This is a genomic window from Gymnodinialimonas sp. JB5-7, from assembly GCF_055693405.1.
In genome coordinates, this window is the sequence record NZ_JBVFUX010000012.1 from 1,610,121 (window position 1) to 1,624,770 (window position 14,650).

13 protein-coding genes and 2 pseudogenes are annotated in these 14,650 nt (G+C 60.4%); 12 read left to right on the top strand and 3 right to left on the bottom strand.

From position 1 onward, the window contains the following. Nucleotides 1-38 precede the first annotated feature (38 nt). The 4 genes and pseudogenes from ACZ1HK_RS16635 (at nucleotide 39) to ACZ1HK_RS16650 (ending at nucleotide 5,078) form a co-directional block, all read left to right on the top strand. A pseudogene (locus ACZ1HK_RS16635) lies at nucleotides 39-2,435 on the top strand (glycogen/starch/alpha-glucan phosphorylase). A 109-nt stretch (nucleotides 2,436-2,544) separates the two neighbouring features. Then, entirely contained in the window at nucleotides 2,545-3,474 is a 930-nt protein-coding gene (locus ACZ1HK_RS16640) for a DMT family transporter (protein ID WP_472629628.1), read from the top strand. A gap of 373 nt (nucleotides 3,475-3,847) precedes the next feature. Further along, nucleotides 3,848-4,441: a HupE/UreJ family protein gene (locus ACZ1HK_RS16645; protein ID WP_472629629.1), complete on the top strand. Its 594-nt coding sequence runs from the start codon at nucleotides 3,848-3,850 to the stop codon at nucleotides 4,439-4,441. 316 nt (nucleotides 4,442-4,757) lie between these two features. After that, a complete protein-coding gene (locus ACZ1HK_RS16650) occupies nucleotides 4,758-5,078 on the top strand; it encodes a hypothetical protein (protein ID WP_472629630.1) in 321 nt (106 codons plus the stop codon). Between the two features lie 3 nt (nucleotides 5,079-5,081). Here ACZ1HK_RS16650 and ACZ1HK_RS16655 read toward each other — a convergent pair whose 3' ends face one another. Continuing rightward, nucleotides 5,082-5,276 carry a hypothetical protein gene (locus ACZ1HK_RS16655; protein WP_472629631.1) on the bottom strand — a complete coding sequence of 65 codons (195 nt, stop codon included), beginning with the start codon at nucleotides 5,274-5,276 and terminating at the stop codon, nucleotides 5,082-5,084. Nucleotides 5,277-5,628: 352 nt separating this feature from the next. Then, the gene (gene nudC / locus ACZ1HK_RS16660; protein ID WP_472629632.1) at nucleotides 5,629-6,606 is read right to left on the bottom strand and encodes an NAD(+) diphosphatase; all 978 of its coding nucleotides are present in this window, start codon (nucleotides 6,604-6,606) and stop codon (nucleotides 5,629-5,631) included. Between the two features lie 152 nt (nucleotides 6,607-6,758). Here nudC and ACZ1HK_RS16665 point away from each other — a divergent pair, with 152 nt between their 5' ends. From ACZ1HK_RS16665 to ACZ1HK_RS16685, 5 genes are all read left to right on the top strand, one after another. Beyond that, nucleotides 6,759-8,651 (top strand): bifunctional 2',3'-cyclic-nucleotide 2'-phosphodiesterase/3'-nucleotidase, encoded by a 1,893-nt coding sequence (locus ACZ1HK_RS16665; protein ID WP_472629633.1) that lies wholly within the window; start codon nucleotides 6,759-6,761, stop codon nucleotides 8,649-8,651. Nucleotides 8,652-8,789: 138 nt separating this feature from the next. Then, nucleotides 8,790-9,302 (top strand): SRPBCC family protein, encoded by a 513-nt coding sequence (locus tag ACZ1HK_RS16670; protein ID WP_472629634.1) that lies wholly within the window; start codon nucleotides 8,790-8,792, stop codon nucleotides 9,300-9,302. Between the two features lie 27 nt (nucleotides 9,303-9,329). Next, nucleotides 9,330-9,683, top strand: a complete 354-nt coding sequence (locus tag ACZ1HK_RS16675) for a YciI family protein (RefSeq protein ID WP_472629635.1) — start codon at nucleotides 9,330-9,332, stop codon at nucleotides 9,681-9,683. Further along, complete coding sequence (locus tag ACZ1HK_RS16680; protein WP_472629636.1) at nucleotides 9,680-10,393, top strand: sigma factor; 714 nt, start codon at nucleotides 9,680-9,682, stop codon at nucleotides 10,391-10,393. Before ACZ1HK_RS16675 ends, ACZ1HK_RS16680 begins: the two co-directional genes overlap by 4 nt. Then, nucleotides 10,314-10,880, top strand: a complete 567-nt coding sequence (locus ACZ1HK_RS16685) for a DUF6596 domain-containing protein (protein ID WP_472629637.1) — start codon at nucleotides 10,314-10,316, stop codon at nucleotides 10,878-10,880. Before ACZ1HK_RS16680 ends, ACZ1HK_RS16685 begins: the two co-directional genes overlap by 80 nt. Before the next feature lie 171 nt (nucleotides 10,881-11,051). Here the strand turns inward: ACZ1HK_RS16685 and ACZ1HK_RS16690 are convergent. Further along, nucleotides 11,052-11,881: pseudogene (locus tag ACZ1HK_RS16690) on the bottom strand (prephenate dehydratase). 111 nt (nucleotides 11,882-11,992) lie between these two features. Here ACZ1HK_RS16690 and ACZ1HK_RS16695 point away from each other — a divergent pair. From ACZ1HK_RS16695 to ACZ1HK_RS16705, 3 genes are all read left to right on the top strand, one after another. After that, the gene (locus ACZ1HK_RS16695) at nucleotides 11,993-12,511 is read left to right on the top strand and encodes a c-type cytochrome (RefSeq protein ID WP_472629638.1); all 519 of its coding nucleotides are present in this window, start codon (nucleotides 11,993-11,995) and stop codon (nucleotides 12,509-12,511) included. 209 nt (nucleotides 12,512-12,720) lie between these two features. Further along, nucleotides 12,721-13,452, top strand: coding sequence for an ABC transporter substrate-binding protein (locus tag ACZ1HK_RS16700; protein ID WP_472629639.1), 732 nt, complete (start codon nucleotides 12,721-12,723; stop codon nucleotides 13,450-13,452). Then, a complete protein-coding gene (locus ACZ1HK_RS16705) occupies nucleotides 13,383-14,645 on the top strand; it encodes an extracellular solute-binding protein (RefSeq protein WP_472629640.1) in 1,263 nt (420 codons plus the stop codon). The genes ACZ1HK_RS16700 and ACZ1HK_RS16705 overlap by 70 nt, the downstream gene beginning before the upstream one ends. The last annotated feature ends 5 nt before the right edge of the window (nucleotides 14,646-14,650 follow it).

Below are 14,650 nucleotides of genomic sequence, written 5' to 3' on the forward strand. Positions count from 1 at the left end.
CTCCCGCGCGACCACGAAACGGCGCCGGAGTCGCAGCAATGAACGCCATGGCCGATATCTCAGCCGACGCCCTGCGCGCCCGCATCGCGCAGCACCTGACCTACACGCTCGGCAAGGACCGGCCCCATGCCAGCCTCACAGACTGGCGCATGGCCACCAGCTACGCCATCCGCGATCTGCTGATCGAGCCGTGGTTTGCTGCCACCCGCAAAACCTACGAAGCACAGGGAAAGCGTGTCTATTACCTGTCGATGGAGTTTCTCATCGGCCGCGTGATCGAAGATGCGATGGTCAATCTGGGTCTGCGCGACACAATCCGCGACGTGCTGGCAGGCTGAGGGCATCGACCTGGACACCCTGATTGCCGATGAACCAGACGCGGCCCTTGGCAATGGTGGCCTTGGGCGACTGGCGGCCTGCTTCCTCGAAAGCCTTTCCACGCTGGCATGCCCCGCCTATGGCTATGGGATCCGCTACGAACACGGGCTGTTTCGCCAGAAATTCGAAGATGGGCGACAGATCGAACTGCCCGAGGATTGGCTCTCTCAGCCCCATCCATGGGAATTCGAACGTCCCGAGGCGCGTTACGAAATCCCCTTCGCGGGTCATGTCGAGACGGTCGATGGCAAAGCCGTCTGGCATCCGGCAGAGTCAGTTTATGCCCGCGCCTACGACATGCCCGTGGTTGGGTGGCAGGGCCAATGGGCCAATACACTTCGGCTCTGGGGCGCACATCCGACCGAGCTTTTTGACCTCGACCGTTTCAACGCGGGCGATCACACGGCTGCCGCGGCGCCAGAGGCACTGGCTCGCACGCTCTCCCGTGTGCTGTATCCCGACGACAATACCGACAGCGGAAAAGCCCTGCGCCTGAAGCAGGAATTTTTCCTGACTTCCGCCGCGCTGCAGGACATCCTCCGCCGGTTCCTTTCAGAGTACGACGATTTCGCCCTTTTGCCCCAAAAGGTCGCGATCCAGATGAACGATACGCACCCCGCGCTGGCCGGACCGGAGCTGATCCGTCTGCTGACGGATGTGCACGGACTGGGTTGGTCACGGGCCTGCGCCATCGCGCAGCGGTTGCCTCAACTACACCAACCACACCCTGCTGCCCGAAGCTCTGGAAAGCTGGTCCACATGGCTGATGGGCAATGTCCTGCCGCGCCATATGCAAATCATCGAACGATTGGACGCCGAACATCGCGCGGCAACCGGCTGTGCGGAGACTCTGGGGATCGTGCATCACGATCAGGTCCATATGGGCACGCTGGCTTTTGTGATGGCCGCCCATGTCAACGGCGTCTCTGCGCTCCATACCGACCTGATGCGCAAGACGGTTTTCTCGGCCCTCGACGCGCACTATCCCGGGCGTATCCTCAACCAGACCAACGGCGTGACTCCCCGTCGCTGGCTGCGCATGGCCAACCCTGCGCTTTCCGATGTTCTGACGGACACCATCGGCCCCGGCTGGGAAAGCGACCTTTCACGCCTGTCCGACCTTCGTGATCATGCCGATGACCCTAATGTGCGGGACGCGATCCGCGCTGCCAAAAGGGCAAACAAGGTGGCACTTTCCAATTGGTCAGCCGATCGGCTCGGCCTGTCTATAGACCCGGACGCCATGTTCGATGTGCAGATCAAACGCATGCACGAATATAAGCGCCAGTTGATGAACCTATTTGAAACGGTCGCACGCTGGCAGGCCATTCGCGCCAATCCCTTCCGCCAACTGGACGCCCCGCGTGAAGATTTTTGGCGGCAAAGCTGCGCCCGGCTATGGCTTTGCCAAGGACATCATCCGCCTGATCAACGATGTGGCGCAAACCATCAACGCCGACCCGGTCACGGGGCATCTGCTCAAGGTGCTTTATCCGGCCAACTACAATGTCTCCATGGCTGAACGCCTGATCCCTGCTGCCGACCTGTCGGAACAGATTTCGACCGCTGGCAAAGAGGCGTCCGGGACCGGGAACATGAAATTCGCAATGAACGGCGCGCTAACCATCGGCACGCTTGACGGCGCCAATGTCGAAATCCGCGACAATGTGGGTCCTGAGAATTTCTTCCTTTTCGGCATGTCAGCGCCCGAGGCTCAGGCCCGTTACGCCATGCAAGATCATGCCCGCAAGGCCATCGAAGCGAGCCATCCACTGCAAGGCGTCTTGCAGGCCATTGTCGAAGGCACCTTCAGCCCCAGCGATAGCGACCGCTACAATCATATCGTCGATGTCACCTGGACCCATGACCCCTTCCTCGTCGCCTCAGATTTCGACAGCTATCAACAGGCGCAGGCCAGCGCTGACCAAGCTTTCTGTGATCCGGACGATTGGGCCCGCCGCGCCCTTCTTAACATCGCAGGCTCGGGCCCGTTTTCGTCGGACCGCACCATTAAGGGCTATATGGCCGAAATCTGGAACATTCAGAGCCTAGGCTGAACTCCTAGTCTTTTCATCCATGCGCAAAATGCCTTGGGCGAGCACCACTGGCGAAGTGCGACAGCTTGATCCCCTTGCGGGCCTCCTGCTGCGGGCGTAGCCAGCTTCCATGTCCACCGCACAGCATCCCCTCCGCGGCATTGCCCTCAAAGTCGCCTCCGTCTGTGTCTTTGTCTCCATGGCCTCGCTGATCAAAGCGTCGGCCGACGCGATCCCGCCCGGCCAAGCCGTCTTCTTCCGCTCCTTCTTCGCGATCCCTGTCATTCTTGCCTGGCTCGTGATCCAGCACGACCTCGCCCATGGGTTGGAGACCCGCAATCCGATGGGTCATGTGTGGCGCGGCCTTGTGGGCACGTCTGCCATGGGCTTGGGCTTTGCAGGTCTGGGCCTGCTGCCTTTGCCCGAGGTCACTGCCATTGGCTATGCCGCGCCGATCCTTGTGGTGGTCTTTGCCGCCATGTTCCTGAACGAACAGGTGCGCCTTTTCCGGCTTTCGATGGTCGCCGTTGGTATGGGTGGTGTGCTGATCGTGCTTTCTCCCCGGCTGAACCTCGACCCAAGCACCGCAGATACCGGTGAGGCTTTGGGGGCCATGCTCGTCCTGATGGGCGCCGTCTGCGCCGCGCTGGCCCAAGTCTTCGTGCGCAAACTGGTCCAGACGGAACGCACTGCTGCCATTGTGTTCTGGTTCTCTGTCACGGCGTCCGTTCTGTCCCTGCTGACCCTGCCGTGGGGCTGGGTCTGGCCCACGACCGGTCAATGGGTGCTGTTGATCGGGGCGGGCCTTGCGGGCGGTGTGGGGCAGATCCTTCTGACGTCGTCTTATCGTTTCGCCGATGCCTCCCTGATCGCGCCGTTCGAATATACCTCGATGCTGCTGGCCATCGGCGTCGGCTACTTCATTTTTGCCGAAGTCCCCACGGCCACCATGCTGCTTGGTGCGGCTCTGATCGTCACAGCCGGCATCGCGATCATCTGGCGAGAACGCCAGCTTGGCCTGCAACGCGGTGCGCGAAAGGCGGGCACGCCACAGCCGTGACGTAACGTCAAAACCACAACCGCCGCACATCTGACGCCGCCCCCCAAGGTTTTCCCCCTTCGTGACGCAATCTCCCTGTGTACCACCACGGCACGACGGGAGCGGCGGCAAGTGAAGGGGTCGCAGCGCCCGCATCCATCGAAGCGCGATTATCCGCAGCTTCGATCCGCGTCACCGAACTGGGTGGGGCGGCGGTGGCAAAGGAGCATCACTCCGCTCTCGATCCACCAAGGGGGCCGGGCCGTGCATCGGGCAGATCGCACGCTCGGCCCCTTTTTGATTTGGATGTAACGACCATTTGCGATCTATCGAGTTGACGCCAATCCGGCGTTCATTAGGTTCTGCGGCGACCTTCTCCAAAGGATGCAACGCCATGACCCGGACCGCTCTACGCAATTGCCTTATGACCCTGCCGCTCCTCATGCTCGCAACGGTGGCTTCGGCCCATACCGGTGAGGGGATTAATACCGGCTTTGCCTCCGGCTTTTGGCACCCGATCCTCGGCTGGGACCACGTCGTTGCAATGGTCGCCGTCGGTCTGTGGGGCGCGTTTCTGGGCAAGCCGGGTATCTGGATCCTGCCTGTCGTCTTCCCGCTGGTCATGGCCTTCGGCGGTGCGTTGGGCGTTATAGGTGTCCCGATCCCGGCGGTTGAAACTGGCATCGCGCTTTCCGGCGTAATCCTTGGTCTTTTGATCGCGTTTGCCGTGAAGGCCCCGCTTTGGGTTGCGGCCGTTCTTGTTGGTATCTTTGCCATCTTCCACGGGCATGCCCATGGCGGCGAACTGCCAGAGCAGTTCAGCGCCTATGGTTACGCCGTCGGTTTCGTCATCGGCACAGGTATGCTGCACGTGGTCGGCATCGCCCTTGGCTTCCTGACGAAAAGCTCTGTCGGCACATGGGCCGCGCGTGGCATCGGGGGCGCGATTGCGCTGGTCGGTGCTGCGTTCCTCTTTGGCCTCGCCTGACTTGAACGCGAAGACGACCCAGTGAAACAGCGCCTTCTCCTACCAGTGGCAATTGCCGCTGCGCCCACCAGCGCTGCGGCCCATTCATTTGAATCCGGTGCGGATCTTTATGCTCAATTCGTCGAAGGGGCAGGTGTCGTCGTCACCTATCCGGCCGTTTTCCTTCCCCTCCTGGCCTTGGGTTTTTTCCTGAGCCTTTGGCAGCCCGAGGGCATGGTGAAGGCTTGGCCCTATTTTCTAGTGGGTCAGGTGGCCGGCATCGCAGTTGCCCCTTTGGTTGGCGAATGGATCCTGCCGGTGATGATGGGTGCGGGCATTGTCGTTGGTGCGCTTGGCGGCGCTGCTGCCGCAGCCCACCCGAGTGCTTTCGCTGCTATTTGCGGCTGTCCTCGGCACAGTCGCACTCGCCCTCGGATTGGAGGGTCATCGGTTGTTCGAGCTTCCAATCCTGATCCATCTGGGTCTGATCTTTGGCGCGAACGCGGCCGTGGCACTTGCGGCAGGAATTGCGCGTTTGGCGATGGAGAAGGTACCCGCAGACTGGATTCGCATCACGGTCCGTGTGGCCGCGTCCTGGATTGCGGCAATGCTGATGCTGATCCTCGCCTTCACGCTGCGCGGTGGTGGCGTTACCTGAACACTACCCTTGCGCGCGGCGGTAATCGTCCTCGGCCAGATTTCCCTGTCGTGCCAGCAGCCCCTGTAGGCGCTGCATCACGCGGCCCCGCGCCAATTTCAACGTTTGAAGGGCCAGACGGGCCGAAAGCGTGTTTGCCGACATATCCAGCACGACCTGCACACGAGTCATGTCAGGGCGTAGTTCGAGAAACGTCATCTCGTAGACTGCTTCCATGCCGCCGACTGTGGTTTGGATTTCGCACCTCTGCAGGGGCGTCCATCGCGCTGATCTCCGACGTTAACGGCCGCATACGTCCTCGGACCGTAACAGAACCGCGCCAGCCGCAACCTGTTGCGGCTTCGCTCCAGTTCCCTACACGCGAAAGATCAGCCCCTCGCCCCTTCGCTTCGGCCTCAATCCCGCTGAAATCCGTGAACCTGGCCCATGTGACGGCCGCCGACGCGTCCACATCCTCGGAAACCTTGAACTTCATGACTGGTATTGCTCCTGCTCAGCCCCACATTCCGTTTGCAGGGGCCTGGGGTAGGGCGTCAAGGTAAAGGTCAGGTCAACTCAGCGTATCGGCCAACCAGTGTTGCAGCAGGAAATGCGCAATCGCGCCCTTTCGGGCAGGCAGCATCGTTGGATCATTGCCTGCCCAGACTTCAAGCATCTGAGATTTCGTCACCCATTTGGCGTCTTCGATTTCTTCAGGGTCAATGTTGATTTCGGTCGAGATCGCTTCACCCCGACACCCAAACATAAGCGATGCCGGGAATGGCCAGGGCTGGCTGGAGAGATAGTCGACTTCGCCAACCTCGATCCCAGCTTCCTCGTAAACTTCCCTTCGGACCGCAGCCTCGATGGTTTCGCCCGGCTCGACGAACCCAGCCAAAAGGGAATACATCCCGTCAGGCCATCCAGGCGAACGGCCGACCAAGACCGACTCCCCGTGCGTGATCAACATGATGACCACCGGATCTGTTCGTGGAAAATGGTGTCCACCACATTTGGGGCAATCGCGCTGCCAACCGGCCATGGCCAAAAAGCTTTTTGCGCCGCACTTCGCACAGAACTGATGGGTCGCATGCCATGTGAGGATTGCACGTGCGGTTGCGGCCAACTCCGCGTCGCGACGGGTCAAACTGGTCATAAGACCCCGCAATTCGCGAAAACCGGCGTCCTTTTCCGAGGGGTGAACCTGTATGCTCGGGTCAAGAAAGGCATTCACGCCGTCTTCGTCAACGTCGACGGGTGTCCAGGCCGAGACGTCGCGCGCAAAGAGCAGGCGCTCGGCGTCTTCATCATAACCCAACAGCACAGGGGGCTCGCTGGCGCGGCCAAAGACCGGGGCGTCCGCTGGCCGAAATGCGAGAGCGACAGTGCCGTCTTCGGGGTCCCCGTCAACCATCGGCTTCCCACGCCACATCGCCAGCACCTTTGCGTCGGCAGCGAGCGCGGCCTCAAGTGCGTCTGATTTCCCGCGCAATTCTGCGGCGCGATTCAACCCGGAAGTCCCGAAGGTCACGGCTTCTGCGTATTTCATAATTTTCCCTTCCTGAGCGTCAGGTGCCATCTCTATGGCCTGAGGGCAACACCGCAAGGACGCGGTGGAAAAACCGTCTGGAACCGAAAGGAAGTCTCTTTGGAAGCACAGGCGAACCGCTACTCTGGAAAAAAATGGCTGGGGCCAAAAACATGACCCTTATAGGGGCAACACAGGTTTCGCAGGTTTCTGTTGGACCAGATCAGGTGCACCTGCGCTTGCTGGCCACTACAGATTTGCACGCGCATCTTTTGCCGTTCGATTACTTCACCGACACTCGGGCGTCGGGCATTGGCCTTGCGCGCCTGGCGGATCTTATTCTCGCTGCCCGCGAGGGTGCCCCAAACACGCTCTTGTTTGACAATGGAGACACTCTGCAGGGGACGCCATTGGCCGACACCGCGCTGGCGGAGATCTTGCCCAGGGGTGATGCAAACCCGATGATTGCGGTGATGAATGGCCTTGGGTTTGACGCAGCCACACTGGGAAACCACGATTTCGACTTCGGTTTGGAGTATCTCGAAACCTCGCTGTCGGACGCCCGTTTCAAACTGACGCTTGCCAATGTGCATCGCCCCGATGGCGCTCCCTTCCTGCCGGAACGTCACCTGCTCGATCGCCGCGTGACCGATGGCACGGGGCGCACGCATCACTTGAAGATCGGTGTGACAGGTGTGGTCCCCCCGCAGGTTGCCGCTTGGTCCAAACCCCACGTTGACGGAAAACTGCACTTCTCGGACATGACGACCGCCGCCGCCGCGCAAACAGCGGCCCTGCGTGACGAAGGCGCAGATGTTATCATCGTCCTGGCCCATAGCGGTCTCGGGCACGTTGATGCGGGCAGTCGGTCCGAGAATGCGGCCCAACAGATCGCGGCCCTGCCGAACGTCGATGCCGTTGTGGCGGGACACACCCATGATCTCGTATCTCAGGCCGCCATTGATGGACACGCGCCCATCGTGCAGCCCGGCGCATATGGGTCCCATCTTGGGCTGATTGATCTGCTGTTGACCCCCACCGACCAAGGAAAGCGCTGGTCAGTCGCACCGTCCCAAGCCGCAACGCCTGCCATCCCAGCCCGCGCACGCGGACAGCGCTGGCGGCCAAAGCGGCTCCTCAGCCAATTCCCTGATTTGCGCCAGCAGGTCGCGCGCGCGCACCGTACGACCCGCCTTCATGTTGATCGCCCGCTTGGCCACACGACTGCCCCGCTTGAAACCCTGTATTCGACTATCGCACCTTGTGCCGCCACACAGGTGATCGCGGACGCACAGCGTGCCGCTGCATTGCACCTTCTTTCCAGCCACCCCGAACTTGCCGAACTTCCGCTCCTGTCAGCCGTTGCCCCCTTCCGGGCCGGTGGCAGGGCGGGCCCGGAAAACTATACGGACATCCCGACCGGTGATCTGAAGCTGCGGCATGCGGCGGACCTCTACATCTACCCCAATGCTCTTTGCATCGTTCGTGCAAGCGGGTCCCAAGTGCTTGAGTGGTTGGAGCGCAGCGTATCCATCTACACTCAAATCGAGCCTGAAGCGTCTAAACCACAAAGCCTCATCGACCACACCTTTGCGCCATATAACTTTGATCGTTTAACCGGACTGATCTATCAAATCGACGTCTCGCAACCGCCACGGACCAATGCGGAAGGCAACCAATTGCATCCCGAAGCATCCCGTATCTGCAACTTGCAATACCAAGATGGCCGCCCTGTTGCCGCCGATGACACGATGCTTGTCGTGACCAATTCCTATCGCGCGGCCGGGGGCGGGCATTTTCCGTCGGCCGCGCAAGCGGACATGGTCAAGACCAGCAGCATCTCCGTCCGTGATGCAGTGGCAAAGCACATGGCTCAGGCCGTCCATGGGCTGACACCGACCATTCAGCAGAGCTTCTCTTTCAAACCGCTCGGCGGTGTGGATGTCCTGTTTGAAACGGGGCCCGCAGCCAAGAAACACGAAGCCAGGCAAAACCAACTGAAACTCCGGCCTGCGCCGGATGCCCTTGGAAAACAGGGCTTTGCGACCTTTTTCCTCGCCCTCTGACATCTGCGAAAAACGCGCTCGGACCAGTTTTTCAATTAATTTCGAATTTTTTTGGGGGTCGTGTCGATTTGCGGATGGTCCCGTTCGTCATGTGGGTGAAGGCGCTGTTGCCTTCGCCCAAACAGACGGAGAAACCCCATGACCCTCACGACTATCCTCGCTGCCGGGGCTGCAACCCTCGTCCTCGCAACCGCAGGAACGTACCTGCTGCCCCGTCACGTCACCGTGGAGCGCAGCGCGCTTGTCGACGCTACACCTGCAGCCGTCCTCGCGCTCGCATCGACCACCGAAGGCTTTCAGCAGTTCAACCCCTACATCACCGCCGATCCCGACCTGCAAATCGAAGCGTTCGGCCCTGCTGAGGGCATCGGCGCAGGCTTCCGGTTCGATGGACGCGATGGCACCGGCACCCAGACGATTAGCGAAATCAGCGCCAACACGGTCACCTACACCATCGACCTCGGCGCGATGGGCCAGCCCACGCAACACATTTCCGCCATGCCGGAAGGTGCGCAGACTCGCGTGACCTGGAGCGTCGAATCCGACCTCGGCATGAACCCCGTCTTCCGCGTCTTTGGCCTGTTCATGGACCGGATGCTTGGTGGCACCTACGAAACCGGCCTTGCCAACATTGCCCGCGTTGCCGCCTAATTCCTCTCGCACAAAAGGACTAATCCCATGCGATACACTTTCTTGCTCTATTCCGATCCCGCCGATTTCGCCCATCTGGGGCCAGAGGATTGGACCAAAATGAAATCCGCCTACCAAGCCTATATCGGTGCGCTGAATGAAGCAGGTGTCTTCGTCGACACCGACCGCCTGCACCCACCGCAATCGGCCACGACCGTGACGCTCAAGGGTGGCAACAAGGTGGTCCAAGACGGCCCCGTCGCTGAAACGCGCGAGACCTTGGGCGGCTATTTCGTGATCGACGTGCCCGACCTCGACGCAGCCCTCGCCTGGGCCGAGAAATGCCCGGCGGCTGAATTCGGCAAGGTCGAAATCCGCGCCTCCGGCATGGCGGATCTATGAACAAGGCGGCGCGCGCGGCCCAGATGGCGGCGCGCACCTCCTACGGTAAGCTGGTTGCCATGCTGGCCAGCCGCACGGGCGATGTCACCGCCGCCGAAGATGCGCTGGCCGATGCGTTTGTTCAGGCGCTGCGCGTTTGGCCCGAACGCGGGGTTCCCGAAAAACCGGAAGCCTGGCTTCTGACCACCGCCAAGAACCGCCGCATCGACGCCGCACGCCGCGACAAGCGCGTTGATTTCACCGACACGGTACCCGACCTGCCCGACCCTGCATCCTGCGACAACGTTCCTGACGAACGCCTGAAGCTGATGTTTGTCTGTGCCCACCCCGCCATTGACGAAGCGGTCCGCACACCCCTGATGCTGCAAACTGTGCTCGGCGTGGAGGCCGCTGATATCGGGCGCGTCTTTCGGATTGCACCCACGACGATGGCGCAACGGCTTGTCCGGGCCAAACGCAAGATACGCGACGCGCGTATCCCCTTTGCGCTTCCACCGGAGGCCGACCTGTCGTCCCGAATTGCCACCCTTCTCGATGCCGTTTACGCCGCTTACGCGATCGATTGGCAGGAAGGGCTTGGTGACCCTGAGTCACGAGGCGCACTTCCTCGCAACGACCCTCGCAACCCTGTTGCCCGATCAGGCAGAAGCTCTTGGTCTGGCTGCCCTGATCACCTTCACCGAAGCCCGCCGCGAGGCCGCGCTGGTTGACGGTGTCTACGTCCCACTACCGGATCAGGATGAGCAGCGTTGGAACACCGACCTGATCGACCGTGCGGCCTACTTTCTCACCCGTGCCAGTGAATTGGGCCAAATGGGTCGTTACCAGTTGGAGGCCGCGATACAGGCCGTCCATGCAGAGCGGCATGTCACCGGTGAGACAAATTGGAGAGCACTCAGCCAGCTTTACGCGGGCCTGATGCACATCGCGCCGTCCCTCGGTGCCGCCGTAGGCCGCGCAGCAGCCGTTGGCGAAGATGCGGGGCCCGCCGAAGGCCTGCGCCTGCTCGATCTGATCGATCGACAGGCAGTCGAGACATTCCAACCCTACTGGGCCACGCGCGCGCACTTGCTGTCTGAGACCAATCCCCAACATGCGGCCGAGGCCTATTCACGCGCCATCGATCTCAGCACCTATCCTCCCGCCACCGCTTGGCTCGAATCCCGCCGTGCGACCCTGCGCGAAAGGCTCTCCTGACGGGCCGCTTCCTTGTTTCAAAAATACCTCGGGGGTCAGCGATCTTTTCCCCGGAAAAGTCGCAAGGGGGCAGCGCCCCCTCACCTGCGCCAGCAGGTTAAGAAAAGGTAAATGAAAATCGATATATTACCTAAAAACAGATGCTTAAACCACCTTATCAACCTTGATAAGCTAGTCCCGGGCCGGATCCGCTGGATAGGTTCCTAGGATCTTCAATTCGGAGGTGAAGTACCCCAACTCGTCCAGTGCCAGCTGAACGTTCTCGTCATCCGGGTGGCCCTCGATATCGGCATAGAACTGTGTCGCGGTGAAGGCCCCACCCACCATGTACGATTCCAGCTTGGTCATGTTCACGCCATTCGTCGCGAACCCACCCATCGCCTTGTAAAGGGCTGCCGGGATGTTGCGGACGCGGAAGACGAAGGTGGTCATCATATGATCCGACCGCCGCGCCATGTCCGCCTCGCGCGACATCACCAGGAACCGCGTCGTGTTGCGGTCGTGATCTTCGATATGACGCGCCAGGACGTCCAGCCCGTAAATCTCGCCCGCAAGTTCCGAAGCCAGTGCCGCTTTGGACGGCTCCCCCATTCCGCCACGTCCCGAGCAGCGCGCGCATTGTCGGGGCTGACCCGACCTGAAATTCCGTGCTCTCGCAGGAAAGTGCCACATTGCGGCAGCAGAACCAGATGGCTGTAAGCATCCGTCACATCTGCAAGGTTAGTTCCCGGCAAGGCCAACAGGTTGATGTGCACCCGAACGAATGCCTCGTCGATGATGTGCAGCCCGGATTCCGGGAGCAGACGATGGATATCCGCGACGCGCCCGTAGGTCGAATTTTCGACCGGCAGCATAGCAAGTTCAGCCTCCCCACTCCGGACGGCTTCGATCACATCCTCGAAGGTGGCGCAGGGCAGCGGCTGCATATCCGGTCGCGCATCGCGACAGGCCTCGTGTGAATAGGCTCCGGGCTCTCCTTGGAAGGCAATACGGGCTGTCATGTGCAAAATCCGCTCGAAAAGGTCGTTTCGTCGCGCTCCCTACACCTTGCCTTGCCCCAAAGGAACACCATACATAGCCGCGAACGAGCGACAGACCTTTGTGGAGCCGACATGTTTGACACGATGACCATCACCAAAGCCGGCGGCGCGGTTTGCGCGGCACTGCTGGTGTTCCTTCTGGGCGGCTGGGCCGCCGAAGAGCTTTATAACATCGACCACCATGGCGAAGATCACGTCAGCGGCTATCGCATTGAGATTGCCGAGCTGGATGAAGGGCCGGTGGAAGAGGTGCCGGAAATTCCGTTTGCGGATGTGTACGCCGTTGCAGACGCCGGGGCCGGAGAACGCCTGTGGCGGCAATGCTCTGCTTGTCATGCGCTCAATGCAGGTCAGAATGGCGTGGGCCCGTATTTGCTTGGCCTCGTAGACCGGCCCATCGCTTCGGCAGACGGTTTTGACTATTCTGACACGCTCGCCGGGATGAGCGACATGGCTTGGACGCCGGAAAACATCTCTGGATTTATTGCAAACCCGCGTGATTGGGCGCCAGGGACGGCCATGTCCTACAACGGCATGGACGATATCGAGGATCGCGCGAACCTAATCGCATACCTCGCGACGCAGCAGTAAATCCCGCCGAAAACCAATGGATGAGCGCCGCCCAAGGGCGGCGTTTTTCGTTTTCGAGGGAAAATGGTGAAAAAAGCGTCCAATCACTACTTGATCACGGAATCTCAACTTGAACCGAACGCAGGCTGGTCTCTAACGTCTTGTGACACATAATAATGGTAGCGCGATCTAGAATTGCGTCCAATGACCAACCGACGACGGAGGTGCATATGCAGGACCAGACCAGAGCCAAAGTTGCCGTAGCCGCCCAGGAATCGAACGACAAACGATCTGCGTTCACGCTTCCGCTTGCGGGCGCCGCCCTGATCCTTGCACTAGGCGCGCTTGCCGCGGATGCGCAGGACGTTGGCGATGACGGACTGATCCGAACCTACGGCATCTCGACCTTTGGCGAACTTCGCTATGGACCTGACAGTCCGCACCTAGATTATGTGAACCCCGGCGCGCCCCAGGGCGGTGAGATGTCTTTTTCCTGGTCGTCAGGGTCTTTCGACTCGATGCACCCCTATTCCCGGATTGGTCGCCCCGCGGTTTTATCGAGCATCTTCTTTGAGGCCATGCTTGAGGGCACTGCAGACGAGATTGGCTCAGCCTACTGCCTGTTGTGCGAGGAATTCGCCTATCCTGAAGACCGCTCCTATGTAATCTTCACGCTTCGTGAAAGCGTCACCTTCTCGGACGGCACGCCTATGACGGCGCAGGACGTGATGTTCTCCTACGAGATTTTGCGTGATGAAGGCTTGCCGTCGTTCCGTGCGAACATTCCGAACACTATTGCCAGCGCAGAAGTGATCGACGACCGCACCATTCGGTTCGATTTCAATCCCGAAGCCCCCTGCGAGACCGCATTCAAACAGCAGGCGGTCTTCCCGTGTTCAGCCAGGCAAGCCACGAGGCCTCGGGCCTCGCGTTCGAGGATAGCCGCCTGGATCCTCTCGTAGGATCCGGCGCCTATACGCTTGGCGAGGTGGAGCCAGGCCAGCGGGTCGTGTTCGTTCGAAACCGCGACTATTGGGGCGACGATCTTTGGATCAACCAGGGCCGCAACAATTTCGACAGCATCCGGATCGAGTATTACGGCGACAGCCTTGCAGCGTTCGAAGGGTTCACCGCCGGCAACTACACATTCCGGCAGGAAAGCAGCAGCCAGGCCTGGGCCAACAATTACGACTTCCCGGCGCTCGATGATGGCACCGTCATTCGGGAAGAACTGCCCGATGGCACAATTGCCAGCGGCCAATCGTTCATGATCAACCTGCGCCGTCCGCAATTTCAGGATGTCCGAGTGCGCAGTGCCCTTGCGCATATGTTCAACTTCGAATGGACGAATGAGACGCTATTCTACGGCCTCTACTCTCCGGTTGTCAGTTTCTGGGAAAACACCTGGATGGAAGCGGCAGGCATGCCTGAAGGGGAAGAGCTTGCCTTGCTAGAACAATTCCGCGACCAGCTTCCGGAGACGGTGTTCACCGAGGAGGCTTACGCCGTTCCCGAGTCTAACCCGGAACGTGCACTGGATCGTCGGCAGTCACGCCGCGCTTTGGCGTTGTTGGAAGAGGCAGGCTGGGTTCCGGGTGATGATGGCCTGTTGCGCAACGAGACAGGTCAAACGCTGGACGTCGAGTTCCTGAATTCGTCGCCGCTGTTTGATCGGATCATTAACCCGTACGTCGAAAACTTGCGTGCCATTGGTGTGAATGCGTCCATGAACCGGGTCGACAACGCGCAATTGCAGCAGCGGCAGCGCGACGCCGACTACGATATGATTACCGACCACTTCCCCATGACGTATGAGCCGGGCGCTGGGCTGCGGCAATACTTCGGCTCACTTGGTGCAGACGAAAGCCTGTTCAACGTGCCGGGGCTGGCCGATGAAGGCATCGACGCCTTGATCGAAACAGTCGTGAATACCGAAACCCGCGAAGAATTGGACGTCGCCGTCCGCGCGCTGGACCGCGTCCTGCGTGATAGGGTGATCCGCGTGGGCCAATGGTACAACGATGCCCATTGGGTGGCTTACTATGACATGTATCGCTACCCAGCGGAGTTGCCGCCTTATTCGCTTGGCTTCCTCGATTTCTGGTGGGTGGACCCGGATGCCGAACAGGCCCTTCGCGATGCAGGCGCGCTGTAAGGCCG

Bases quoted from the DNA above. Each gene is read 5' to 3' on its own strand.
- ACZ1HK_RS16640 (WP_472629628.1), top strand. From the start codon at position 2,545: ATGTCCACCGCACAGCATCCCCTCCGCGGCATTGCCCTCAAAGTCGCC.
- ACZ1HK_RS16645 (WP_472629629.1), top strand. From the start codon at position 3,848: ATGACCCGGACCGCTCTACGCAATTGCCTTATGACCCTGCCGCTCCTC.
- ACZ1HK_RS16655 (WP_472629631.1), bottom strand. From the start codon at position 5,276: ATGACGTTTCTCGAACTACGCCCTGACATGACTCGTGTGCAGGTCGTG.
- nudC (WP_472629632.1), bottom strand. From the start codon at position 6,606: ATGAAATACGCAGAAGCCGTGACCTTCGGGACTTCCGGGTTGAATCGC.
- ACZ1HK_RS16665 (WP_472629633.1), top strand. From the start codon at position 6,759: ATGACCCTTATAGGGGCAACACAGGTTTCGCAGGTTTCTGTTGGACCA.
- ACZ1HK_RS16670 (WP_472629634.1), top strand. From the start codon at position 8,790: ATGACCCTCACGACTATCCTCGCTGCCGGGGCTGCAACCCTCGTCCTC.
- ACZ1HK_RS16675 (WP_472629635.1), top strand. From the start codon at position 9,330: ATGCGATACACTTTCTTGCTCTATTCCGATCCCGCCGATTTCGCCCAT.
- ACZ1HK_RS16680 (WP_472629636.1), top strand. From the start codon at position 9,680: ATGAACAAGGCGGCGCGCGCGGCCCAGATGGCGGCGCGCACCTCCTAC.
- ACZ1HK_RS16695 (WP_472629638.1), top strand. From the start codon at position 11,993: ATGTTTGACACGATGACCATCACCAAAGCCGGCGGCGCGGTTTGCGCG.
- ACZ1HK_RS16700 (WP_472629639.1), top strand. From the start codon at position 12,721: ATGCAGGACCAGACCAGAGCCAAAGTTGCCGTAGCCGCCCAGGAATCG.